Raw genomic sequence first — 21089 nt, 5'->3', positions numbered from 1 at the left:
CTCAGTTCCGCGCCGCCAGCCAGAGAAGCTCGATGCGCTCCGCTTCCTCGTCGGGATCGTCGGCGAAGACGGCTTCGGCTTTGACGAGTGCTCGGCGCCGCTCCTCCTGCTGACGGAAGATGATCGCGTCGAGCAGATGGGTCAGGTCGTCATTGCGGGTGAAGAGCTGCGGTTCGGCCTCGACCAATTCGGAAAGGACCGCCAGATCGTGGACATGACCGAGATCTTCCACGAGGTCCTCGGCCGCGTCGCGCTTGGTCTTCATCGCACCCGGCCACACGTCGCGCAGGAGGGCGTGATAGAGCCGGTAATCATAGGTGCGCTTGCGCAGCTCGTGGAAATCGTCGGCCGATGCCTGGCCATGGCAGGCCGCAAGCGCGGCCGTCGCCTTCCGCGCGGTGCGGCGCCAACTCTTCGCCAGCATGCGGGCATTCTTGCGGTGGCTGCTATCGAATGAAACCTCATCCAAGGCGGCGGTCGCCTCCTTCAACGCGCCGGAGGTTTCCACCAGCCGCTGCTCCAGGCCGCTTTCGGCTTCCGACATCCAGTCGCGGCGTCCTTCGAGAATGGTGACGATGCGGCCGAGCGCCTCGCTCTCCTCCTTGCCGCGAGCGGTCTTCTGGAGATATTGCGCGGTGCCGATAAGGGCATTGGCGTCACGGATCGCGGAAAGCGATGCTGCGACATCGCGCAGTCTCGTATTTTCATGGGCCTGGAAATCGGACACTTCCCGGCGCACGAGCCGGTAGAGCGAGCGTAGCCGCTTCAGATTCTTGCGGAAGGAATGGATTGCCTCATGGGCGCCATCCGGCCGCTCTTCGAGAACCCTTATGGCATGATCCAGCTGTTCCGTCGCAACGCTGCGGAACTCGTCGGTGAAATCGGCCTCAGGCCGTATTCGATAGGCCATGCCTGTCATGCTCGTATTCTGTGGCGAGGGCCTGGTTGGAATAGCGGAAATCGCCGGTCACTTCGCGGCCAAGCCAGGCGGGCAGCGCCGGACTGTCAGTTTCCGCGGTCATTTCCACCTCGGCGATCACCAATCCGCGGTGCTCGCCGGCAAAGACGTCGACCTCCCAGACGAAGTCCTCATGCGGGACGCGGTAGCGCGTCTTCTCGATGACGATGCCGATCGCGTTCTGCAGCAGCTCTTCGGCATCGGCAACGGGGATGTCGTATTCGAATTCGTCACGGGTGATGGCACTGCGGCCGATCTTGATCGTCAATCTGGCCTTCTTGCCGTCGAGAATGCGCACCCGGACCGAACGATCATCCATCGAGGCGATGTAGCCCTGTCTGAGCATCGACTTGGCCGCAACGGCGGATCGCCATCCATCGGTGCGTACGAGAAACTTCCGCTCGATCTCTTTCGCCATATCGGTGAACCTTTTGTGACGATTGCTGCACGGTAGACCAATTTCGGCGCATTTCCTACCCATCTTCGCATGTGGCTTGGTTTTATCTCGACAAGGTCCGGCGGTGGCGCTATTCGGGATGCAATTTCAATCGTTTCAAGGAGGTCGCGCGACCATGGGCGAGAAAACAGAGAAACTCCTTTCCATCCTGAAACTCCAGCCGGTAGTCCCGGTCTTGATCGTCGATGATGCCAAGTCGGCGGTCCCGCTGGCCCGTGCGCTCGTCGCAGGCGGCCTGAAGGCAATCGAGATCACCATGCGCACGCCGGCCGCACTGGATGCCGTGCGCGCCGTCGCCGCAGAGGTCGAAGGCGCCGAAGTCGGCGCCGGCACGATCCTGAACGCCGCGCATTGGGAAGCCGCCGTCGGGGCCGGTTCCAAGTTCATCGTCAGCCCCGGCACGACGCAGGAACTGCTCGATGCCGCCGCCGATTCCGACGTGCCGCTGCTTCCTGGAGCCGCGACCGCCAGCGAAGTCATGGCATTGCGCGAAGAAGGTTATCAGGTGCTGAAGTTCTTTCCTGCTGAGCAGGCCGGCGGCGCCGCCTTCCTCAAGGCGCTTTCCTCACCGCTTGCCGGCACGCTATTCTGCCCGACCGGCGGCATTTCACTGAAGAACGCCAATGACTATCTGTCGCTGCCGAACGTCATCTGCGTCGGCGGTTCCTGGGTGGCGCCGAAGGAAATGGTCGCTGCTGGCGACTGGGCGGGGATCACCAAGCTTGCGGCAGAAGCAGCAGCACTCGAGGCTTGAGTTTCGGCATTAGGCGGGGTCGGGCCTCGTGGCACGATCCCGCTTCCAATTTGTATTTCGGTCGTCGCAAACCTATGTTCTCCTCGGGCTTTAACAGGGAGATGACGAGGAATGATCGACGCAAAGAAGCTTCTCGACCAGTTCTTGGGCTCGCAGGTGCCGGGTCTCGGCGGTTCGGTCCGCGACCGGGCGGGTGAAGCCGTGCAGACGGCGAGGAACAATCCGCTGGCGACCGGCGCGATCGCGGCCGTGCTGCTCGGCACCAAGACCGGCCGCGGTATTGCCGGCAACGCACTGGCGATCGGCGGTCTCGCCGCCATCGCCGGCCTCGGTTACCAGGCCTATAAGAATTACCAGGCGGGGCAGGCGCCCGCAGCTCCCTCGGATGCGCCGTCGGCAAACAATCCGGTTCTGCTGCCGCCGCCGGCCGAATCCGGTTTCGGGCCCGCATCGCCAGCCGGCAGCAACGAATTCGTGCTGGTGCTGATCCGCGCGATGATCGCCGCCGCCAAGGCCGACGGTCATATCGACGATGCCGAGCGCGCCCTGATCATGGACAAGATCAAAGCCGCCGATGTCAGCGGCGAAGCTGCCGCCTTCATCGAGCGCGAACTCGCCTCGCCGACCGATATCGATGCGCTCGTCGCCGCGGCGGTGACGGAAGAGCAGCGTGTCGAGCTCTATACCGCCTCGCGGCTGACCATCGATCCGGATTCGCGCGCCGAGCGCGGTTATCTCGATCTGCTCGCCGGCCGGCTCGGCCTTGCCGATCAGCTGGTCGATCATATCGAGGCGACGGTCTCCTCCGCCAAGACGACCTTGTCACAGTAACATCTCGGCCGGTTGCCTTTGTCGGGCGGCTGGCCTATCCACTCTTCCAATAAGGGGAGTGAGCGAACATGCGCGATCTTGCAAATTTCAAGGGCTGCCCGGCGCCGAAGCCGGTCACGCTGAAGGGCCGTTTCGTCACCGTCGAGCCCTATCGGCGCGCGGAGCATCTCGAGGCGCTATGGGACGGGCTTGGAGGCATGGGGATCAACCCGCTGCTGCTTTATTTCGCGCAGGACGATTTTTCCGGCATCGAAGATTTCGCCAACTGGCTGGAAGCCGTCTACACCAAGTCCGGCTGGCTCACCCATATCTTCCGCGACAACGCCACCGGCAAGATTGTCGGCATGGCGAACTATATGCGCGCCGACCCGGCAAACGGCGTGGTCGAGATCGGCGGCGTGGCGCATGGCCCCGGGATGAAGCGTTCGCCGCTTTCCACCGAGGCGCATTACCTGATGGCCAAGCACGTCTTCGAGGATCTCGGCTATCGCCGCTACGAATGGAAATGTGACAATAAGAACGAGGCGAGCAAGACGACGGCCGCCCGCTACGGCTTCAGCTTCGAAGGGGTGTTCCGCCAGCACATGATCTCCAAGCACCGCAACCGCGACACTGCCTGGTTCTCGATGATCGATGCCGAATGGCCGCTGATCAACGATGCCTTCGAGGCTTGGCTTTCGCCGGAGAATTTCGACGCCGCCGGTAACCAGATCCGGCGGTTGCAGGATATTCGCGCCGATCTGGAAAAGGAACGGCTCGCGTGAATCAGGAGAGCCGCTCGCAGGCGATCGCCGCCGCCATCATTCTGCTCGGCGCCGGCCTCGTCATCTATTTTCTGCCGACCATCGTCTTATGGATCGGCAATTTCTCGCCGGTGTTGGGGATCGCCGTCGGCGTCTGCCTGATCATGGCGTTTTTCGCGGTCTTCTGGCTCAGGGCGCGCTACCAGCGCGGCCGAGGAAAATAGTCTACCCCTGCAGGGAGCCCCCGAGCAGCAGGGCCCCCATCAGAATGACGAGCAGGGCGCCGAGGATTTCGATAGCGTTGCCGATCCAGATGGAGGCGGTCGAGCCGCGCCCGGACAGGCGGACGGCGGCACTCTTGGCGGTGACGGCGAGGGTAGCAAGGATGGAAACGGTGATCGCAGTGCCGAACGACATGGCGGCGACCGACAGCATGCCCCCGAGATAGAGCCCGTTCAGCAGCGAAAAGGTCATGACCAGAAGCGCACCGGAGCACGGGCGGAGGCCGACGGCCACGATCGCCGACCAGGCTTCGCCGAGGCTGAACCTGTCGCCGGCGAGCAGGGCCGGATCCGGCACATGCGCATTGCCGCAGGTCTCGCAGACCATGCCCGGAACGAAGGTATGGCCGGCGTCCACGGCCTGCGCCTTGCCATTGAAGGCATAGGCCTGGCGTGCGGCGGCGTTGTCCTTCCAATCGAGCATCATGCCGACCGGACCGGCGGACGTGGCCATCAGCCGGCGTCGCGGCAAATTGTCCGCCATCGAGCGCAGTTTGCGAAACAGCAGCCAGCCGCCGAAGAGGATGACCATGATGAAACTGGCAATTTCCATCGCGTGAGTCGCGGCCGTCAGCGTGATGCCGCTGCCGCGCAGCACCAACCAGGCGCCGCCGACCAGGGCGACGGCAACGACCCCCTGGATGAAAGCCGAAATGAAAGAAATCACCACGCCGCGCTTCAGCTCGAGCTCGTTGGCGATCATGTAGGAGGAGATGACCGCCTTGCCGTGGCCGGGGCCGGCGGCATGGAAGACGCCGTAGGCGAAAGAAAGACCGATCAGCGATGTCAGCTGCCATGGATCCTCGCGCATGCCCTTCAAGGCATCCGTCAGCGCCCGGTAGAAGGCCTGCTGCTCATAGTTCACATAGAGCAAAAGCGGTGCGAACGGCCCACCGGTCGGTTGAAAACTCGGTTCGGCCGTGCCAATTCCGAGCGGCGATTGCGCATGGGCAAGGCTTGCCACCGTCATGAGCGCAAGAAGTGCTGCAGAAAGGATGAGGGGGCGTTTCATCAGCATGTAATCTCCAGCCGGGTGGCGAAGAGCTTGGACATATTGGTGCCGGTCGGATCGTTGAAGAAGGCGTCCGTCAGCGACTGCTTGTTTTGTGAGATTACCTCGTCGGCGTCCGGTCTCACCACCTGGTGTTTGCAGGCGTTGAAGCTGTCGCCGACCGTTGCGAGTTCGTTGTCGGTCGGAAAGTCGATCGAGGTGTAGAGCGTCGGGTCGTAGACGCCGAAAGTGAGCCTGCCCTTGAGCGGCATCTTCTCCGCCGGCTTGACCGCGAAGAACATCAACAGCTGGCCGTTCTTGTAGTCGACATGGATGATGTCGGGCTGCTGGACGGTGACGTTCTTCCCGTTGACCGTCAGGTTCATGTAGTAGTCGTAGTCGGCAAGCGACTGCTTCACCGTTTTCCCGACCTGCGCAAGTTCGTTCGGATCGAGCTTCAGATCGGTGTTCTTGTCGAAATCCATGACGACCGAGGAGGAGAAGACCTCGTCGAAGCGCCAGACATTGCGCAATTCCTCGATACTGCCGTCGGCACCGGCGACGACTTCAAGCCGCGCCTCCACGAAGATATGCGGATGCGCAAGGGCGGCGGCCGGCGCCAGCGAAAGAAGCGCGGCTATCAGTGGTATGGATTTTTTCATGCGTCCCGCTGCCTTATTCGCTCGACCCGAGTTCTTGCCAGAAATTGGGACGGAATTGGGACCGGCTTGCGGCCGATGCCGATCGTCGACGTCCGATCGCCCAGTCGGGCGCTTCTTTCGGCGCAGCCTCACGGATGCTTCTTGAACCAGTTGTGCAGGTAGTCGACGAAGATCCTCACCTTGGCGGGCAGGTAGCGCCGGTGCGGGTAGACGGCATAGATGCCGCGGTCGGTCGGGATGTAATCGTTAAATAGCGTCAGCAGTTCCCCGCTCTCGATCGGCTTGCGAGCGATGAAATCGGGGATGAGGGCGATGCCGATGCCTGCGAGGGCTGCGCGCAATGTCGCATGCGGACTGTTGACCTCTATCGGCCCGGATACGGCGACGGCGAAGGTGGTGCTATCAGGGTTGTAGAAGCGAATGCTCCCCTGGGTGCGCGAATTGGTATCGACGATGAAGGGGACATTGGAAATGGCGCTCGGATGCTCAAGGTCGGGATGACGCTTGATAAAATCCGGGGTGGCGCAGAGATGGACGCGGAAATCGGAGATCTTGCGGGCGATCATGCCGGAATCTTCGAGTTTGGAAATCCGAATCGCCACGTCGAAGCCTTCCTCGATCAGGTCGACGAATCGGTCATCGGCGGCGATCTCCAGCGAAAGGTCAGGGTTTTCGGCGGCAAAATCGATCAGCGACTGGCCGACGTCGGCGTCGACGAAGGTGCGGGGGACGGAGATGCGCAGCCGTCCCTTCAACTGGGCATTGTTTTCGCGCACGAGATCGGCAAGGTTGTCGATCTCCTTCAGAATATCGGAAGCGCTGCGGTAATAGGTGTGGCCGGCTTCGGTCATGGAGAACTGCCGTGTGGTGCGGTTGAGCAGCAGTGCGCCGAGTTCGTCTTCCAGTTCGCGCACATATTTGGAAAGCAGCGCCTTCGAGCGGCCGGTGCGCCGTGCCGCGGCGGAAAAGCCTTCGGCCTCGACGACATCGATGAAGGCGCGTATGCGGGTCAGAGTGTCCATGGCGCTTCCCCAATCTGTTGCGAAACATTGAACAAATTGGCTCGACCTGTTCAATTATTTTTTTGACCTCCAGATCAAAAAAACGCTTGATTGTGAAGGCGAATATTCTTATTTCCAGCTCAGCCCAAAGTCGCACGTGCCCATGGGTGTCCGCCGAACCCTCGAATTGGTGAGGAAATCGGTAAGGTACCTGGAATTAACCCCTCCAGTCGCTATTCCGGCCAACCGGAAAATGCGAGGACGCCTGAAGCAACGACGGTGCGGGCCTTTTTGTTCTCTCCCTGCTTTCCATCAGCGGGGGTTACTGAAGAGGCACACCATCATTGCCGGAAGTGCGGTTGGGATTCTCCCTCCAATCCATGGCAGACAAAGCCGAACTTACACCGCGTCCGCGGCGTTGGTTCACTATCCGCGCATCAAGCGCTTGCTATGGTTCCGGGGTCTCCACCGGCTGGTTCCAATGCGAGTTCTCGTATGCCCTTTGTCCTCCGGTTTATGCCGGAGCTGGAACTGGAAGAGGGAATCGATATGACCACCCAGCGCATCCGCGACTTTCTCGCAACCCGACGTCCCGAAGGTCCCTGCCTCGTGGTTGACCTCGACGTCGTTCGCGACAATTTCCACGCCTTCCGTCACGCCATGCCGGACAGCGCCATCTACTACGCCGTCAAGGCCAACCCGGCCCCTGAGGTGCTGAAGCTGCTCGCAGGCCTCGGTTCCAATTTCGATTGCGCATCCGTTGCCGAAATCGAAATGGCGCTCGAAGCCGGTGCGACCGCTGCCCGCATCTCCTTCGGCAACACGATCAAGAAGGAACGCGACGTTGCCCGCGCCCATGCGCTCGGCGTCAGCCTCTTTGCCGTCGACAGCCACGAGGAAGTCGAGAAGATCTCGCGCGCCGCTCCCGGCGCCCGTGTCTTCTGCCGCGTGCTCACCGATGGCGAAGGCGCGGAATGGCCGCTGTCGCGCAAGTTCGGCTGCGTTCCGCAGATGGCCGTCGACGTTCTCGTCTATGCCCATCAGCTCGGCCTGCAGTCCTACGGCGTCTCGTTCCATGTCGGTTCGCAGATGACCAAGGTCGATGCCTGGGATTCCGCGCTCGCCGATGCCAAGCGTGTCTTCGTCTCGCTTGCCAAGCAGGGCATCCACCTGCAGATGGTCAACATGGGCGGCGGCTTTCCGACCAAGTATCTGCGCGACGTTCCGTCGGCAGAAGCTTACGGCAAGTCGATCTACCAGGCGCTGCGCACGCATTTCGGCAACCAGATCCCGCAGACGATCATCGAGCCGGGCCGCGGCATGGTCGGCAATGCCGGAGTCATCAAGGCGGAAGTCGTTCTGATTTCGAAGAAGTCGGACAATGACGACGCCCGCTGGGTCTTCCTCGACATCGGCAAGTTCGGCGGCCTCGCCGAGACGATGGACGAAGCCATCCGCTATCCGATCCGCACGGAGCACGATGGCGACGAGATGGAGCCCTGCGTCATTGCCGGTCCGACCTGCGATTCGGCCGACGTGCTCTACGAGAAGAACCTTTATCCGCTGCCGATTTCCCTTTCGATCGGCGACGAGGTTCTGATCGAAGGCACCGGCGCCTATACGACGACCTATTCGGCGGTCGCTTTCAACGGTTTCGAGCCGCTGCAGGCCTACGTCATCTAAGGTCGTTTCCGCCGGCCCCGTAACCAGCCGGGGCGGCAACTTCACAATTTTCCTTCATCGCCGCTGATAACGGTATTGGGTACGGGAGGCCAAGATGGCCGCTGTTCTTGATTCTGTCCGCGCATTCTTTGCGCCCACCACCTTCGCCATCGACGCCGAAAATCCCTCGGATGTCGTTGCCCGTGAAAACCTGCTCGACCGCGTCATGGGGCCGGATCGGCGCAAGAAGTCGTCGGAGAAGATCCGCCGCAACCGTGTTCCGGCCGAGGGTCTCGCGCTCGTCGCGCGCGATCGAGATGGTCATGTCATTGGCTCGGTGCGGCTCTGGAACATCGAGGCCGGCGTCAATGATGAAGGCACGCCGATCAATGCGCTGCTGCTCGGTCCGCTCGCCGTCGATTCCCGTCACGGCGGCAAGGGCATCGGCGCGGCGCTGATGCGCGCGGCGATCCTCGAAGCGAAAAACCGCGGCCATGGCGCTGTCCTGCTGGTCGGCGACGCCGCCTATTACGAGCGTTTCGGCTTCTTCGCCGAAAAGGCTCGTCATCTTGTCATGCCGGGTCCGTTCGAACGCTCGCGCTTTCTTGCGCTCGAGCTCACGGAAGGCTGGCTTGACGGCGCGGCCGGCATGATCGTCCCGTGCGGACGCATGCTGGCCGGCGCGCCGGTTCGCCGCGCCGCCTAACCCGTTGGCTGGCCGGGGTGGAAATCCTTCCTCCGCCTGGCAATGTCCGCGACGCTTGACCACGCAGGCAGGCGGGCCTGCCGTGGTCGCGGCGCGGATTGTCCTTCCCGGCACAATCGCTCCGCTGGAATTCTTCTAAATATTCTGATCCATCGTCTCGGCCGGGATTTCGTCGGCGCGGTGGATGCGCACGACGGTGGCCGGTACGCCGGCGACCGTGCAATGTTCAGGAACCGCTTTCAGCACGACGCTGCCGGCGGCGATCTTGCTGAAGGCGCCGATTTCGATATTGCCGAGGATCTTGGCGCCGGCGCCGATCATCACGCCGCGACGGATCTTCGGGTGCCGGTCGCCGGTTTCTTTGCCGGTACCGCCGAGCGTCACATTCTGCAGGATCGATACTTCATGCTCGATCAGCGCCGTTTCGCCGATGACGATGCCCGAGCCATGATCGAGCATGATGGAAGCGCCGATCCGGGCGGCCGGATGGATATCCGGACCGAAGACCCGCGAGGCGAGATTGGCGAGCCAGGTGGCGATCTCAGGGCGGCCGGCGTTCCAGAGTGCATGGGCGATGCGATGCGTCTGCAGCGCATGAAAACCCTTGAGGTTCAGGAGCGCGTGCAGGAACGTCGTGCAGGCCGGGTCGCGCTCGCGCACGGCTGCGAGATCGGCCTCGACTTTCCGCATGATATCGTCGGTGAGGGTGGCGAGGATAAGATCGAGCAGATTGCCCGTTTCTACCTGCGTGACGGAAAGTCGTGCGGCCAGTACTCGGGCGATGATCTCGTTGTCGCCGGTGGCGTCGGTTACCTCTGTGGCGAGCAGCCGTCGCAAGATCGGCTCGCCCACGGCAAGTTTGGCCGCCTCGGCGCGGATCACCGCCCAGACGGAGGCATTGTCCAGGGACGGTGGCTGTTGTTCGGCCAAACCGAGGCCGGTCGATTTCGGCATTCCCGTCTCCTCTGTCAGCGACAGCGCGGCCACTTCCTGCGCGCCGGTCATTTTCACCTGGCCAAGGCATTTGGTCAGGCCGATGTTCTACGGCCCCGGATCAGACGGCCGCAGGCCAGGCATCAGCTTCGGAAGCCGGCGCCAATGATAGAGCACGTCAGGCTCTCTTTCTTCATTATCGGCGCCGTCGGTCTCCTCCTGCGCGGTAAAGCCCTGCCGCTCGTAGAAGGCGCGCGCGCCCCTATTGCGCTGGAACGTCCAGAGCCTGATCTCGTCCATCTCCTGTTTGGCGCAGCCGAGAAGCAGGGAGCCGATGCCGATGCCCTGGAAATCCGGGAGAACGTAAAGCTGCTCTATCCAGTCGTCGCCATAGGCGATGACGCCGACGAGCTTGTTTCCCACGGCGGCGCCGAGAATCGTGCAGTTCGGCAGCAGATGCATGCGCCAATACCGCTCTTCTTCCTCAGGAGTATGTAGATCCGGCAGCCAGGGCAGGCGCTGCCACAGCGCCACGCGCCGGATCCCTGCCGCCACCTGCATGTGTTCGGCGCCGAGCGTCACGATCTCTGGTTCCAGAGCGCCATCCATCGCCGGCAACACGGCCTCAAGCCGAAATGTCGATGACGCCGCAATCGCCGGCTTCGGAGGCGAAGGCGAGCAACTTGCCGTTTGCGCTCCAACTCATCGCCGTGATCGCGCCCTTGCCGGGGCGCCGCAGCAACGCTTCCTTGCTGTCGGCGATGCGCACGGCCAGAATCATGCCGTCGATGAAGCCGATGGCAAGGATGTCCTCCAGCGGATGGAATTTCACCGAGGTCGCCATGATATTGGCGCGGGTGCCGAGTTCGAGCGGTGCCTTACCCATCGGCCCGTCCTTGCCCTGGAAGGGCCAGACGATGGCGGCGGGTGCGCCTGACGAGGCGAGCCATTTGCCTTTGACCGACCAGGAAAGCGATTTCACCTTGGCGGGATAGCCGGTCATGCGCATGTGCCGGGCCTCGGCGCCAGGCTTGCTGTCGAGCTTCCAGCCGTGCAGGGCATTTTCCTGCATCGAGGTGACGAGGAAATTGCCATCCGGCGAGAAGGTGACACCGGTATGGGCGCCCTTCCATTCGAGATCGACCGGTTTGGCGCTCGTGCCGACCCAGTGGAGCGACACGCCGTTATAACGGGCAGCGGCGATGCGCAGCCCCTTCGGCGCGAAGGCGATGCCTTCGACGGTGCGCTCCTCCGGGAATTCCTTGGTCGTGCCGTCGGCAAGGCGGACGAGCGAACTCTTGCCGTAAGAATAGGCGACCGCGCCTTGCGGGCCGGCCGCGACCTGCGAAATCCATTTGCGCGGTGCGGTCGCGAGTTCGCTGAGGCTGCCGTCGGCGGCGATGCGCAGGACCTTGCCGTCCTCGCCGCCGGAGATCAGGCTTTCGCTATAGGGATCGCGGATCGCGGTGAGCATGCCCTGATGGGCTTCGCAAACCCTCTCGCCGCCGTCCAGCCGGTGAAACGTGCCGTTTGCGTTTGCGAAGAAGGGGATGTCACCTAAAAATTCGACGGCCAGAACGTGGCCGTCGAGATCAAGCGGTGCAACAGTCGGCATCAGGCGGCGGCCTCGCAGGCTTTGAACGAAGCCTCGAGTTTTTCTCGGTCGAGATCGCGGCCGATGAAGACGAGACGGCTTTCATGCTTCTCGCCATCCTTCCACGGACGCTGGTGATCGCCCTCGATGATCATGTGCACGCCCTGGACGACATAACGCTCCGGATCGTCCTTGAAGGCGATGATGCCCTTGAGGCGAAGAATGTTAGGGCCCTGCACCTGGGTGACTTTCTGAATCCACGGAAAGAAGCGTTCGGGCTTCATCTCGCCGCCGCGCAGCGACACCGACTGCACCGTCACATCATGGATCGCCGACATCGCACCATGATGGTGATGGTCGTGATCATGGTCGTGATGGTGGTGGTCGTGATCATGCTCGCAATCCGGGCCGCAGACGTGGTCGTCATGGCCGTGTTCCAGGAAATGCGGATCGTTTTCGAGCGCGCGCTCCAGGTTGAAGGCGCCCTGATCGAGCACGCGGGCGAGGTCGACGCCGGAACGGCTGGTCTTGTAGACACGGGCGGCCGGGTTGATGGCGCGGACGATGTCTTCGATCACATCAAGTTCTTCCGCGGTCACCAGGTCGCTCTTGTTAATGACGATGACGTCGGCGAAGGCGATCTGATCCTCGGCCTCGCGGCTGTCCTTCAGGCGCAGCGGCAGGTGCTTGGCGTCGACGAGAGCGACAACGGCGTCGAGCTCGGTCTTGGCGCGCACGTCGTCATCCATGAAGAAGGTCTGGGCAACCGGCACCGGATCGGCAAGGCCGGTCGTTTCGACGATGATGCCATCGAAGCGGCCGGGCCGGCGCATCAGGCCTTCGACGACGCGGATCAGGTCGCCACGCACCGTGCAACAGACGCAGCCATTGTTCATTTCGTAGATTTCTTCGTCCGACTCGACGATCAGGTCGTTGTCGATGCCGATTTCGCCGAACTCGTTGACGATGACCGCATATTTCTTGCCGTGATTTTCCGACAGGATACGGTTGAGCAACGTCGTCTTGCCGGCGCCGAGATAACCGGTGAGCACGGTGACGGGAATGGGCTTCTGGGTGGCTGTCGCGTCGGTCATGAGAACCTCTAGGATTAGGCGTGCGGCCGAGCGGCTTCACATCGGCGGCTTCAAACGGTTGGTCTCATATAATGGCATGGGCGCGGCAGTTCAAAGGGTTTTATAATGTTATAAGATCACGTCATCTGCCGGTGCGATCCGTCGTCGTCACCGGAACTCGCTGACGTCGAAGGCGTCGACATCCTCCAGCAATTCGACCAGGCCCCTCACCGCATGGGCAAGCAGCGCTTCGCCCTTTTCAGCCGTCGCCGCCGCCGCGTTGCCCGCCGCGCCTTGCAGATTTAGATCCGGCATCTTCCAGCCGAAAGCGTGCGGCCCGTAGGCGCGCAGATGTTTGAAGCGCCCGGCAAATTCACTCTGGCGGGAGGGGAAATCCGCCGCCTTCGCCATGTCGACTTTATCCGGATGAAGCGCCAGCATGACCGAGGTCTCGATATCGCCGCCATGAATGCCAATTGCCTTTTCCTCCGGCAGGATCACGCCATCGGGTAACCCGAAGCGGGTCCAGCTCGTCGCCACCGCCAACATCGCGAAGCGGACCCTGGCCTCAGTCGCGACGATGGTCATCAGGGGCGAATTGCCGCCATGAGCGTTCAGCATGACGAATTTGTGGATTCCCTTCTTCGCCAGACCTTCAGCGATGCCGAGCCAGCGGTTGACCGCCCCGTCGAAGGTGAGCGTCTTCGTTCCTTCAACATCCATGTGCTCTACGGAGTAGCCGACCGTCTCGGCGGGCAGGAAGGTGACCGGCAGGTCGGCGGGCAACGCCATCTTCAACCGTCCGGCAATACCTTCGGCAATCAGCGTGTCGGTTTCGAAAGGCAGGTGAGGGCCATGCTGCTCATGTGCACCAAGCGGCAGTATGGCGATCGGGCTGCTCCGGCCGGGGGCTCTCTCCTCGAAGCGGGGTGAAGGCGTCATCATCCGGTCGTTGCCTCTTGTTTATGACGAGATCATGGGCAATGTCATATCGCAGCGGCGTCGGGGCTTAAAGATCAAAGGGATGGCTATGGGAAAGAAGCATAAGGACGGCAAGAAGAGCAAGTCCAAGAAGAAGGACCAGACGGAGTATACGCTCGTCGATCTCTCGCCGGCGCTGACCCAGGCGGCTCGTTCCATGCGGACGGTGCTATCGCGCAACCTTTTCGAGAGCGGCCTCTATGCCGGCCAGGACGGCGTCATTCTTTCGCTTGCCGAGAGCGACGGCATGACGGCCGGCGGTCTTGCCCAAAAGCTCGGCGTCAAGGCGCCGACGATGACGCGGACGATCGGACGCATGGAAGCGCAGGGCTTCCTCGAGCGCAGGCCCGACGCCGAGGATGCGCGCTTGACCAAGGTCTATCTCACTGCGCTTGGCCGCGACAGCGTGCGGGCGATCGAGATGGCGGCCTCGGCCTGCGACAGGCTGGCGACTCAAGAATTCTCAGATAAGGAAATCCGCAATCTCGTTCGCCTGCTGAAGGCGATCGACGCCAATCTGCAGGCAGAAGCGCTTGTCTTAGAAGAGCCCGACGAAGACTAAAACTTCGTCGAAAAGACGAATTGCCTCCGCCTGTTAAATCTTTTAATTAAACATTTTAAGGGGCCGTGCCGGTTTTCCCACGCGGCCCTGCTGTCGTGCGTGCTGCCTGGAGGAGGACACGTGGTCCAGAAGATCAAGCTTTCGACAATCGCCGAGACGCTCGGCATTTCAACCGCGACGGTCTCGCTTGCCTTGCGCGACAGTCCGCTCGTCGCCGGCAATACCCGGGAAAAGATCAAGGAACAGGCGCGCGCGCTCGGCTATATTTATAATCGCCGCGCCGCCAGCCTTCGCACCTCGCGCTCCGGCATCATCGGCGTCGTCGTTCACGACATCATGAACCCGTTCTACGGCGAGATCCTGAAGGCGATCGAAAGCGAGCTCGATCGCAGCCGCCACACCTTCATCCTTTCCAATCATTACGACAACGTCGAAAAGCAGCGCACCTTCATCGAGACGCTGCTGCAGCTCGGCGGCGACGGCGTCATCATGTCGCCGGCGATCGGCACGCCGCCGGAAGATCTGCAGCTGGCGGAGGAAAACGGCATGCCGGCAATCCTCGTCGCCCGCTCGATGGACGGTCTGGAGCTGCCGACCTATCGCGGTGACGACAGCTACGGCATTTCGCTGGCCACCAACCACCTGATCGGCCTAGGTCACCGCTCGATCGCGATGATCGGCGGCACGGACCAGACGTCCACCGGCCGCGACCGCTACCAGGGTTATGTCAATGCGCTGCGCAAGGCGGGCATCGAAGTCGATCCGAACCTGCGCATTCCCGGCCCTCGCTCGAAGCAGGGCGGTTTCGAGGCGGCGGTGCACTTCCTCTCGCTGCCGCAGCAGCCGACGGCGGCCGTCTGCTGGAACGATCTTGTCGCAATCGGCCTGATGAACGGCATTGCCCGTGCCGGCCTGGTGCCGGGGCGCGACATTTCCGTCACCGGTTATGACGATCTCGAGGAGGCCTCGATCGCCACGCCGGCGCTGACAACCGTCTGGAACGGCCAGACCGAAGTCGGCCGCCTGGCTGCGCGCGCGCTTCTCGATCGTCTCGCCGGCAGCCACGAACCTGACGGCATGCATCTGATCAAGCCGGAAATGCGCATCCGCCAGTCGACCAGTCCCCATCGGCCCCGCGCCTGAACCAGACCCCCGTCCAAGAGGAAATGCCATGTCCCGCATCGCCATTCTCGTTCCTGGGAAGATACACGAGCGTGTTCTCGAAAGACTGAAGGATCGTTTTGAGATCATTGCCGTCGCCCGCGAGGAAAAGCTGGCGCTCGACGGCGAGACCGCCAGGCACATCCGCGGCGTCGCCGTCTCCGGCGCCTTCCCCGGCCGCTGGATGGATCAGTTGCCGGGCGTCGAAGTGATCGCCAGTTTTGGCGTCGGTTATGACGGCATGGATGTGAAACGGGCAGCCGAAAAGGGCATCGTGGTCACCAATACGCCAGACGTTCTGAACGACGAGGTTGCCGACACGGCGATTGGCCTGCTCCTGAACACGATCCGCGAATTGCCGCGGGCCGAAGCCTGGCTGCGTGCGGGCAACTGGAAGTCGGGCACGGCCTATCCGTTGTCGCGTTTCTCGCTCAAGGGCCGTCATGTCGGGCTCTACGGCCTCGGCCGCATCGGGCTCGAGATTGCCAGACGGCTGGAGCCGTTCAAGGTGAAGATCAGTTATCACACGCGCTCGCGTCACGCCGATGCGCCCTATGACTATTACCCGACGTTGAAGGGACTGGCGGAGGCGGTGGACACATTGATCGCCATCGTTCCGAAGACCCCGCAGACGCATAAGACGATCGATGGCGATATCCTCGCCGCGCTCGGTCCGAACGGCATCCTCATCAATGTCGGCCGCGGCTGGACGGTGGATGAAGAGGCGCTGAGTGCCGCCCTTGCATCGGGTGCGCTCGGTGGGGCTGGTCTGGACGTCTTCTATGACGAGCCGACCGTGCCGGCGACGCTCATGGAAGCGGCGAATGCCGTGCTGCTGCCGCACGTCGCCTCAGCCTCCGAGCCCACACGCAACGCCATGGCCCATCTCGTCGCCGACAATCTGATCGCCTGGTTCGAAAGGGGGGCGGCGCTGACGCCGGTGCCGGAGACGCCGCAAAAGGCCGAGCGAAACTGAGTTCCTATGCCTGTCGCCCGGAAGCGTGCAGCCGTTCCGGGACAACGACAGGCATCAAAACAAAGGGCTGAAGCGGCTCGCATGAATCAATTTGATCCGACGCTCTTTTGGCCTCTTCAGGCGATTGCCGGCGCCGCGGTCACTGGCGGTTTGGCGACAGCGTAGTCGCGGACGGCATCGCCGAAGGCGGCAAACAGCCGGTTCGACGTCTTGTCGGTTTCGGCCCAATATTCCGGATGCCATTGCACGCCGACGGCGAAGGCCTTGGCATCGATGACGGAAACGGCCTCCACGGTGCCGTCCTCGGCAGTGGCTTCCACCTGCAGGCGCGGCGCGGTCCTGGCGATCGCCTGGCGATGCAGCGAATTGACGCGGATATCGCCCGGGCCAAGGATGCCGGCAATGCAGGAACCTTCCCTGACGTGGACTGTCTGGCGGATGGCGTACATGCCGTCACGGTCGACGCCTTCCGGCCGGCGATGGTCCCAGATGCCGGGCTGCTCGTGGATCTCGCTTGCCAGCGAGCCGCCGAGAGCGACATTCAACTCCTGAATGCCGCGGCAGATGGCGAGCAGCGGGATGGCGCGATCGATGGCGCGGCGGATGAGCGGCAGGCTTGTCGCGTCACGGGCGGGATCGAAGGGACCGTCCTTGTCACTCGCCTCAGCGCCGTAAAGCGAAGGATGCACATTGCTGGCCGAGCCCGATACCAGCAGACCATCGACGCGGTCGAGGATTGCGTCGGTGTCGTAGCCCGCCTCGAAAGCCGGGATGATAAAAGCCATGACGCCGGCCGCATTCAATGCGGCACTGAGATATTGATGCTGCACGGCGTGCCAGCTCGCGCCGTCGAAGCTGCGGATATCGGCAGGAATGGCAACGATCGGTTTCGTCATGTTTGCCCCGGTGAAATCTTCTGCTTGTCGTTTCTGCCGCCAGAATGGCGGCGAAGTCAACGTTTGGCTGCGGCTGGCGGCCAATTTCCGCCAGCGCCTCGTCGTTGCTTCTGTCCTCGCAGCTAACCCGCTGATTTTGATGGGTGCCTGCGTGTTGCCTTATTACCGTCTTGATGCCAAAGGCTAATAGACTAAAGCTTGAATCGCGGCCCTCGCCATGCTTAGCTCTGCCCTCGCTGCGGGTAGGGGTGAAGATCGGCCGCGCAGTGCCATCTATACGGGAGGTTTTTGATGGATCGTCGTTCGTTTTTCAAGAAGGCGGGAACCGCCGGGGCCGGCGCGGTCGCCGCAACGGCATTGGCAGCACCTGCGATCGCGCAAGAGAATCCGAAGATCGCGTGGCGCATGACGTCGTCGTTTCCGAAGAGCTTGGATACGATCTATGGCGGTGCCGAAGACATCGCCAAGCACGTTGCCGCCGCGACCGACGGCAATTTCACCATCCAGCCTTTCGCGGCCGGTGAAGTCGTGCCGGGCCTGCAGGCCGTCGATGCGGTGGCCGCAGGGACCGTCGAGGCAGCCCACACCACCTCCTATTATTTCGTCGGTAAGGATCCGGCCTACGCCTTCGGAACAGCCATCCCGTTTGGATTGAACAGCCGCCTGACCAATGCCTGGTTCTACGAAGGCAATGGCAATACGCTGATGAACGAGTTCTACGCCACGCAGGGCATGTATGCCCTGCCGGCCGGCAATACCGGCGCACAGATGGGCGGCTGGTTCCGCAAGGAAATCAATACGCTCGATGACCTGAAGGGCGTCAAGATGCGCATCGCCGGTCTGGCCGGCCGGGTCATGGAAAAGGTCGGCGTCATCCCGCAGCAGATCGCCGGCGGCGACATCTACCCGGCGCTCGAAAAGGGCACGATCGATGCGGCGGAATTCGTCGGCCCCTATGACGATCTGAAGCTCGGCTTCCACAAGGTGGCGAAGTATTACTATTATCCGGGCTGGTGGGAAGGCGGCCCGACGGTGCATGCGTTCTTCAATCTGGATAAATGGAGCAACCTGCCGAAGCATTATCAGGCAGCGCTCACCGACGCTTGCGCCTTCGCCAACACCAACATGCTGGCGAAATACGACACGAAGAACCCGACGGCGCTCAAGCAGCTCGTCGCCGAAGGGGCGACACTGCGCCCGTTCAGCCAGGAAATCATGGAAGCCTGCTTCCAGGCGGCCATGGGCATCTACGGCGAAATCTCGGCCAACAACCAGTATTTCAAAAAGATCTACGAGGACCAGACCGCCTTCAAGCGCGACGCCTATCTGTGGATGCAGCTGTCGGAATACACGTTTGATACGTTCATGATGATCCAGCAGCGGGCCGGCAAGCTTTAAGCGCTTCCAACGGCACATCCAGCACATCGAAAACCCCGGACGCCTGGTCCGGGGTTTTCTTTTGGCTCTGTTATTTCGCGGGTGGCGGCGGGGCTCCCGGCAAGCCGAGCGGCGGCAGGTTCAAGCCGGGGATCTGCGGCGCGCCATTGCCGCCACCGCCCACTGGCGGCAGACCGAGCTGGCCGCCGAAGCCCGGCACCTCGATCTTGATCGAATTCGGATCGACCTTCGGGCCATGGTCCAACCAGTAGGTGACCGACTGCGGCCAGAAGATTACGATTGCCACCAGGATGATCTGCATGCCGACCCAGGGAAGCGCGCCCATATAGATATCGGATGTCTTGACGTCCTTGCTGGCAATCGAGCGCAGATAGAAGAGTGCGAAACCGAAGGGCGGATGCATGAAGCTCGTCTGCATGTTGACGCAGATCAGCACGCCGAACCAGATCAGGTCGATGCCGAGGCTGGAAGCGACGGGGGCGAGCATCGGAATGACGATAAAGGCGATCTCGAAGAAATCGAGGAAGAAGGCGAGCACGAAGATGAAGATGTTGGCGAAGATCAGGAAGCCGACCGGGCCGCCTGGGATGCCCAACAACATGTGCTCGATCCAGCGCGAACCGTCCATGCCCTGGAAGACCAGGCTGAAACAGGTGGAACCGATCAGGATCATCACCACCATCGAGGTGATGTGGGTGGTCGACGTCATCGCCTCACGGATCAACGGCCAAGTGAGGCGGCGATTCATGGCGGCGAGCAGCATGGCGCCGACGACGCCGAGCGCGCCGGCTTCCGTCGGCGTCGCAAGCCCCATGAAGATCGTGCCGAGAACGAGGAAGATCAGCACGATCGATGGCACCATGCCCATCAGCACTTTGGCGAGCAGCGCCCAGTTGAGATCGCCGCGGACCTCTTTCGGCAGCGGCGGCATCGATTTCGGCTGGATGATCGACATGACAAGGATGAAGAGCACGAAGATCCCCACCTGCAGGATCGAGGGACCGATTGCGCCGAGATACATATCGCCGACCGACCTGCCGAGCTGGTCGGCGAGGACGACGAGCACGAGCGAGGGCGGAATCACCTGGGTGATGGTGCCGGAGGCGGCGATAACGCCGGTGGCAAGGCGCGGGCTGTAACCGTAGCGCAGCATGATCGGAAGCGAGATCACGCCCATGGTGATGACGGAGGCGGCCACCGTGCCGGTGATGGCGCCGAGCACGGCGCCGACCAGGATGACGGCATAGGCGAGGCCGCCGGGAATGCCACCAAAGAGCTTGCCGGTGCCTTCGAGCAGATCCTCGGCAAGGCCGCAGCGTTCCAGCACCGCACCCATGAAGGTGAAGAAGGGAATGGCGAGCAGGAGGTCGTTGGAGACGATGCCGAAAAAGCGCAGCGGCAGCGCCTGCAGAAAGGCTTCGCTGAAATGGCCGGTGGCGATACCGATGATGCCGAAGAACAAGCCGACGGCGGCGAGCGAAAAGGCCACCGGAAAGCCGTAGAGCATGAAGATGACCATGCCAAGGAACATGGCCGGCGGAATGATGCCGAAATCAAACAAATCCGTTCCTCCCCGGGGGCGCTATTGCAGCGGCTTTTCGTATTTCGTGTCGATGCTGATATGGCCGGTGAGGGCGGCGATCCGCTTGATCAGTTCGGAAAGGCCTTGAAGAGACAAAAGTCCGAAACCGGCGACCAGGATCAGCTTGACGGGCCAGCGGATCAGTCCGCCGGCATTGCCCGATATTTCCCCCTGTCTGTAAGACAGTGCAAAGAAGGGCCAGCAGAGCCAGGTGAGGAAGATGCAGACGGGGATGAGGAACAGGATGAGGCCGACGATATCGATCCAGATCTTCGCCTTGTCGGACACGGCGCCGTAGATCAGGTCGACGCGGACATGCTCATTGTTACGCAGTGCATGCGAGGCGCCGAGCATGACGACAAAGGCGAAGAGATACCACTGAATCTCCAGCCAGCCGTTCGAACTATAGTTGAAGGCATAGCGAACGATGGCATTTCCGGCGCTGATCAGACAACAGAACAGTACCATATATTCGGAAAGTTTGCCCATCATCCGACTGAGCGAATCGATCAGTCGGCTTGCCGCCAGAAGTCCCGACATTCGTTTCCCTTATTCTTGTCCTGCCGTTATTCGGCAGCTTTCCCTCTTTGGAATCGGTTTAGACCACAGCCCTTGAAATTGGAAGGATAAATGCCGCGCATAGGCGTATAGTCGTACAGCGCCGTCTCGTCCTTTCTTGCCCTTCGGATTTTTCCGAAAACGATTCCGATTTTCGGCGGCTGAGGCGAAATTAATATGGCCGGTCCGCATGGCCGGCAAATATTTTAACAACCCAGGCGTGGATGATTATTTCAACGATCTCGCGACAAGGCTGCATTATCACGCTCAGGCTGTGCGGCTCGCCCTGGGGTTTTAGAAAATTTGACCAAATGTTTGATTCGATTGAA

General features: G+C 61.8%; 24 protein-coding genes. 11 read left to right on the top strand and 13 right to left on the bottom strand.

Annotated features, from left to right (window positions below; genetic code table 11):
• Position 1 precedes the first annotated feature (1 nt).
• Positions 2-910 carry a CHAD domain-containing protein gene (locus tag J2J99_RS19295; protein ID WP_168298312.1) on the bottom strand — a complete coding sequence of 303 codons (909 nt, stop codon included), beginning with the start codon at positions 908-910 and terminating at the stop codon, positions 2-4.
• Complete coding sequence (locus J2J99_RS19290) at positions 888-1376, bottom strand: CYTH domain-containing protein (RefSeq protein WP_168298265.1); 489 nt, start codon at positions 1374-1376, stop codon at positions 888-890. Before J2J99_RS19290 ends, J2J99_RS19295 begins: the two co-directional genes overlap by 23 nt.
• A gap of 154 nt (positions 1377-1530) precedes the next feature.
• On the opposite strand from J2J99_RS19290, the gene J2J99_RS19285 reads away from it, so the two are divergent.
• The 4 genes from J2J99_RS19285 (at position 1531) to J2J99_RS19270 (ending at position 3967) form a co-directional block, all read left to right on the top strand.
• The gene (locus J2J99_RS19285; protein WP_168298263.1) at positions 1531-2169 is read left to right on the top strand and encodes a 2-dehydro-3-deoxy-phosphogluconate aldolase; all 639 of its coding nucleotides are present in this window, start codon (positions 1531-1533) and stop codon (positions 2167-2169) included.
• 111 nt (positions 2170-2280) lie between these two features.
• Entirely contained in the window at positions 2281-3000 is a 720-nt protein-coding gene (locus J2J99_RS19280; RefSeq protein WP_168298261.1) for a tellurite resistance TerB family protein, read from the top strand.
• A 68-nt stretch (positions 3001-3068) separates the two neighbouring features.
• Entirely contained in the window at positions 3069-3764 is a 696-nt protein-coding gene (locus J2J99_RS19275) for a GNAT family N-acetyltransferase (protein WP_168298258.1), read from the top strand.
• Positions 3761-3967, top strand: a complete 207-nt coding sequence (locus J2J99_RS19270; RefSeq protein WP_168298256.1) for a hypothetical protein — start codon at positions 3761-3763, stop codon at positions 3965-3967. Before J2J99_RS19275 ends, J2J99_RS19270 begins: the two co-directional genes overlap by 4 nt.
• Position 3968: 1 nt before the next feature.
• Here J2J99_RS19270 and J2J99_RS19265 read toward each other — a convergent pair whose 3' ends face one another.
• The 3 genes from J2J99_RS19265 to J2J99_RS19255 form a co-directional block, all read right to left on the bottom strand.
• The gene (locus J2J99_RS19265) at positions 3969-5042 is read right to left on the bottom strand and encodes a nickel/cobalt transporter (RefSeq protein ID WP_168298254.1); all 1074 of its coding nucleotides are present in this window, start codon (positions 5040-5042) and stop codon (positions 3969-3971) included.
• The gene (locus J2J99_RS19260; protein ID WP_168298252.1) at positions 5036-5677 is read right to left on the bottom strand and encodes a DUF1007 family protein; all 642 of its coding nucleotides are present in this window, start codon (positions 5675-5677) and stop codon (positions 5036-5038) included. Before J2J99_RS19260 ends, J2J99_RS19265 begins: the two co-directional genes overlap by 7 nt.
• Positions 5678-5805: 128 nt before the next feature.
• The gene (locus tag J2J99_RS19255) at positions 5806-6699 is read right to left on the bottom strand and encodes a LysR family transcriptional regulator (protein ID WP_168298250.1); all 894 of its coding nucleotides are present in this window, start codon (positions 6697-6699) and stop codon (positions 5806-5808) included.
• Positions 6700-7227: 528 nt separating this feature from the next.
• On the opposite strand from J2J99_RS19255, the gene odc2 reads away from it, so the two are divergent.
• Both odc2 and J2J99_RS19245 read left to right on the top strand, forming a co-directional pair.
• The gene (gene odc2, locus J2J99_RS19250; RefSeq protein ID WP_168298248.1) at positions 7228-8361 is read left to right on the top strand and encodes an ornithine/lysine decarboxylase; all 1134 of its coding nucleotides are present in this window, start codon (positions 7228-7230) and stop codon (positions 8359-8361) included.
• 94 nt (positions 8362-8455) lie between these two features.
• Positions 8456-9046: a GNAT family N-acetyltransferase gene (locus J2J99_RS19245; protein WP_168298246.1), complete on the top strand. Its 591-nt coding sequence runs from the start codon at positions 8456-8458 to the stop codon at positions 9044-9046.
• Positions 9047-9181: 135 nt separating this feature from the next.
• Here the strand turns inward: J2J99_RS19245 and cysE are convergent, their stop codons facing one another.
• From cysE to J2J99_RS19220, 5 genes are all read right to left on the bottom strand, one after another.
• Complete coding sequence (cysE, locus tag J2J99_RS19240; protein WP_168298310.1) at positions 9182-10000, bottom strand: serine O-acetyltransferase; 819 nt, start codon at positions 9998-10000, stop codon at positions 9182-9184.
• Between the two features lie 87 nt (positions 10001-10087).
• Entirely contained in the window at positions 10088-10588 is a 501-nt protein-coding gene (locus J2J99_RS19235) for a GNAT family N-acetyltransferase (protein WP_168298308.1), read from the bottom strand.
• Between the two features lie 16 nt (positions 10589-10604).
• On the bottom strand, positions 10605-11594 hold the full coding sequence (locus J2J99_RS19230; protein ID WP_168298244.1) for a WD40 repeat domain-containing protein: 990 nt from the start codon (positions 11592-11594) through the stop codon (positions 10605-10607).
• Entirely contained in the window at positions 11594-12667 is a 1074-nt protein-coding gene (locus tag J2J99_RS19225; protein WP_168298242.1) for a CobW family GTP-binding protein, read from the bottom strand. The genes J2J99_RS19230 and J2J99_RS19225 overlap by 1 nt, the downstream gene beginning before the upstream one ends.
• A 147-nt stretch (positions 12668-12814) precedes the next feature.
• A complete protein-coding gene (locus J2J99_RS19220) occupies positions 12815-13591 on the bottom strand; it encodes a creatininase family protein (protein ID WP_168298240.1) in 777 nt (258 codons plus the stop codon).
• Between the two features lie 85 nt (positions 13592-13676).
• Here J2J99_RS19220 and J2J99_RS19215 point away from each other — a divergent pair, with 85 nt between their 5' ends.
• The 3 genes from J2J99_RS19215 (at position 13677) to J2J99_RS19205 (ending at position 16326) form a co-directional block, all read left to right on the top strand.
• Positions 13677-14189 carry a MarR family winged helix-turn-helix transcriptional regulator gene (locus J2J99_RS19215; protein WP_168298238.1) on the top strand — a complete coding sequence of 171 codons (513 nt, stop codon included), beginning with the start codon at positions 13677-13679 and terminating at the stop codon, positions 14187-14189.
• A gap of 120 nt (positions 14190-14309) precedes the next feature.
• Positions 14310-15332 carry a LacI family DNA-binding transcriptional regulator gene (locus tag J2J99_RS19210; RefSeq protein ID WP_029532233.1) on the top strand — a complete coding sequence of 341 codons (1023 nt, stop codon included), beginning with the start codon at positions 14310-14312 and terminating at the stop codon, positions 15330-15332.
• A 28-nt stretch (positions 15333-15360) separates the two neighbouring features.
• Positions 15361-16326 carry a 2-hydroxyacid dehydrogenase gene (locus tag J2J99_RS19205; RefSeq protein WP_168298236.1) on the top strand — a complete coding sequence of 322 codons (966 nt, stop codon included), beginning with the start codon at positions 15361-15363 and terminating at the stop codon, positions 16324-16326.
• A gap of 116 nt (positions 16327-16442) precedes the next feature.
• Here the strand turns inward: J2J99_RS19205 and J2J99_RS19200 are convergent, their stop codons facing one another.
• Entirely contained in the window at positions 16443-17222 is a 780-nt protein-coding gene (locus tag J2J99_RS19200; RefSeq protein ID WP_168298234.1) for a gamma-glutamyl-gamma-aminobutyrate hydrolase family protein, read from the bottom strand.
• Between J2J99_RS19200 and J2J99_RS19195 the strand changes: the two genes are divergently transcribed.
• Positions 17200-17409, top strand: coding sequence for a hypothetical protein (locus tag J2J99_RS19195; protein WP_168298232.1), 210 nt, complete (start codon positions 17200-17202; stop codon positions 17407-17409). The genes J2J99_RS19200 and J2J99_RS19195 overlap by 23 nt on opposite strands.
• 104 nt (positions 17410-17513) lie before the next feature.
• Positions 17514-18620: a TRAP transporter substrate-binding protein gene (locus tag J2J99_RS19190; protein WP_168298230.1), complete on the top strand. Its 1107-nt coding sequence runs from the start codon at positions 17514-17516 to the stop codon at positions 18618-18620.
• Positions 18621-18690: 70 nt separating this feature from the next.
• Here the strand turns inward: J2J99_RS19190 and J2J99_RS19185 are convergent, their stop codons facing one another.
• A complete protein-coding gene (locus J2J99_RS19185; RefSeq protein ID WP_168298228.1) occupies positions 18691-20181 on the bottom strand; it encodes a TRAP transporter large permease in 1491 nt (496 codons plus the stop codon).
• Positions 20182-20202: 21 nt separating this feature from the next.
• A complete protein-coding gene (locus tag J2J99_RS19180) occupies positions 20203-20742 on the bottom strand; it encodes a TRAP transporter small permease subunit (RefSeq protein ID WP_168298226.1) in 540 nt (179 codons plus the stop codon).
• Between the last annotated feature and the right edge of the window lie 347 nt (positions 20743-21089).

The sequence above is a fragment of the Rhizobium binae genome (genome assembly GCF_017357225.1).
Lineage (GTDB): Bacteria > Pseudomonadota > Alphaproteobacteria > Rhizobiales > Rhizobiaceae > Rhizobium > Rhizobium binae.
The sequence above is the reverse complement of the archived record's forward strand: the minus strand, read 5'-3'. Positions and strand labels throughout refer to the sequence as shown.

Excerpts from the sequence above, each read along its gene's own strand:
- J2J99_RS19295 (WP_168298312.1), bottom strand. The coding sequence starts at position 910 with ATGGCCTATCGAATACGGCCTGAGGCCGATTTCACCGACGAGTTCCGC.
- J2J99_RS19290 (WP_168298265.1), bottom strand. The coding sequence starts at position 1,376 with ATGGCGAAAGAGATCGAGCGGAAGTTTCTCGTACGCACCGATGGATGG.
- J2J99_RS19285 (WP_168298263.1), top strand. The coding sequence starts at position 1,531 with ATGGGCGAGAAAACAGAGAAACTCCTTTCCATCCTGAAACTCCAGCCG.
- J2J99_RS19280 (WP_168298261.1), top strand. The coding sequence starts at position 2,281 with ATGATCGACGCAAAGAAGCTTCTCGACCAGTTCTTGGGCTCGCAGGTG.
- J2J99_RS19275 (WP_168298258.1), top strand. The coding sequence starts at position 3,069 with ATGCGCGATCTTGCAAATTTCAAGGGCTGCCCGGCGCCGAAGCCGGTC.
- J2J99_RS19265 (WP_168298254.1), bottom strand. The coding sequence starts at position 5,042 with ATGCTGATGAAACGCCCCCTCATCCTTTCTGCAGCACTTCTTGCGCTC.
- J2J99_RS19260 (WP_168298252.1), bottom strand. The coding sequence starts at position 5,677 with ATGAAAAAATCCATACCACTGATAGCCGCGCTTCTTTCGCTGGCGCCG.
- J2J99_RS19255 (WP_168298250.1), bottom strand. The coding sequence starts at position 6,699 with ATGGACACTCTGACCCGCATACGCGCCTTCATCGATGTCGTCGAGGCC.
- odc2 (WP_168298248.1), top strand. The coding sequence starts at position 7,228 with ATGACCACCCAGCGCATCCGCGACTTTCTCGCAACCCGACGTCCCGAA.
- J2J99_RS19245 (WP_168298246.1), top strand. The coding sequence starts at position 8,456 with ATGGCCGCTGTTCTTGATTCTGTCCGCGCATTCTTTGCGCCCACCACC.
- cysE (WP_168298310.1), bottom strand. The coding sequence starts at position 10,000 with ATGCCGAAATCGACCGGCCTCGGTTTGGCCGAACAACAGCCACCGTCC.
- J2J99_RS19235 (WP_168298308.1), bottom strand. The coding sequence starts at position 10,588 with ATGGATGGCGCTCTGGAACCAGAGATCGTGACGCTCGGCGCCGAACAC.
- J2J99_RS19230 (WP_168298244.1), bottom strand. The coding sequence starts at position 11,594 with ATGCCGACTGTTGCACCGCTTGATCTCGACGGCCACGTTCTGGCCGTC.
- J2J99_RS19225 (WP_168298242.1), bottom strand. The coding sequence starts at position 12,667 with ATGACCGACGCGACAGCCACCCAGAAGCCCATTCCCGTCACCGTGCTC.
- J2J99_RS19220 (WP_168298240.1), bottom strand. The coding sequence starts at position 13,591 with ATGATGACGCCTTCACCCCGCTTCGAGGAGAGAGCCCCCGGCCGGAGC.
- J2J99_RS19215 (WP_168298238.1), top strand. The coding sequence starts at position 13,677 with ATGGGAAAGAAGCATAAGGACGGCAAGAAGAGCAAGTCCAAGAAGAAG.
- J2J99_RS19205 (WP_168298236.1), top strand. The coding sequence starts at position 15,361 with ATGTCCCGCATCGCCATTCTCGTTCCTGGGAAGATACACGAGCGTGTT.
- J2J99_RS19195 (WP_168298232.1), top strand. The coding sequence starts at position 17,200 with ATGGCAACGATCGGTTTCGTCATGTTTGCCCCGGTGAAATCTTCTGCT.
- J2J99_RS19200 (WP_168298234.1), bottom strand. The coding sequence starts at position 17,222 with ATGACGAAACCGATCGTTGCCATTCCTGCCGATATCCGCAGCTTCGAC.
- J2J99_RS19190 (WP_168298230.1), top strand. The coding sequence starts at position 17,514 with ATGGATCGTCGTTCGTTTTTCAAGAAGGCGGGAACCGCCGGGGCCGGC.
- J2J99_RS19180 (WP_168298226.1), bottom strand. The coding sequence starts at position 20,742 with ATGTCGGGACTTCTGGCGGCAAGCCGACTGATCGATTCGCTCAGTCGG.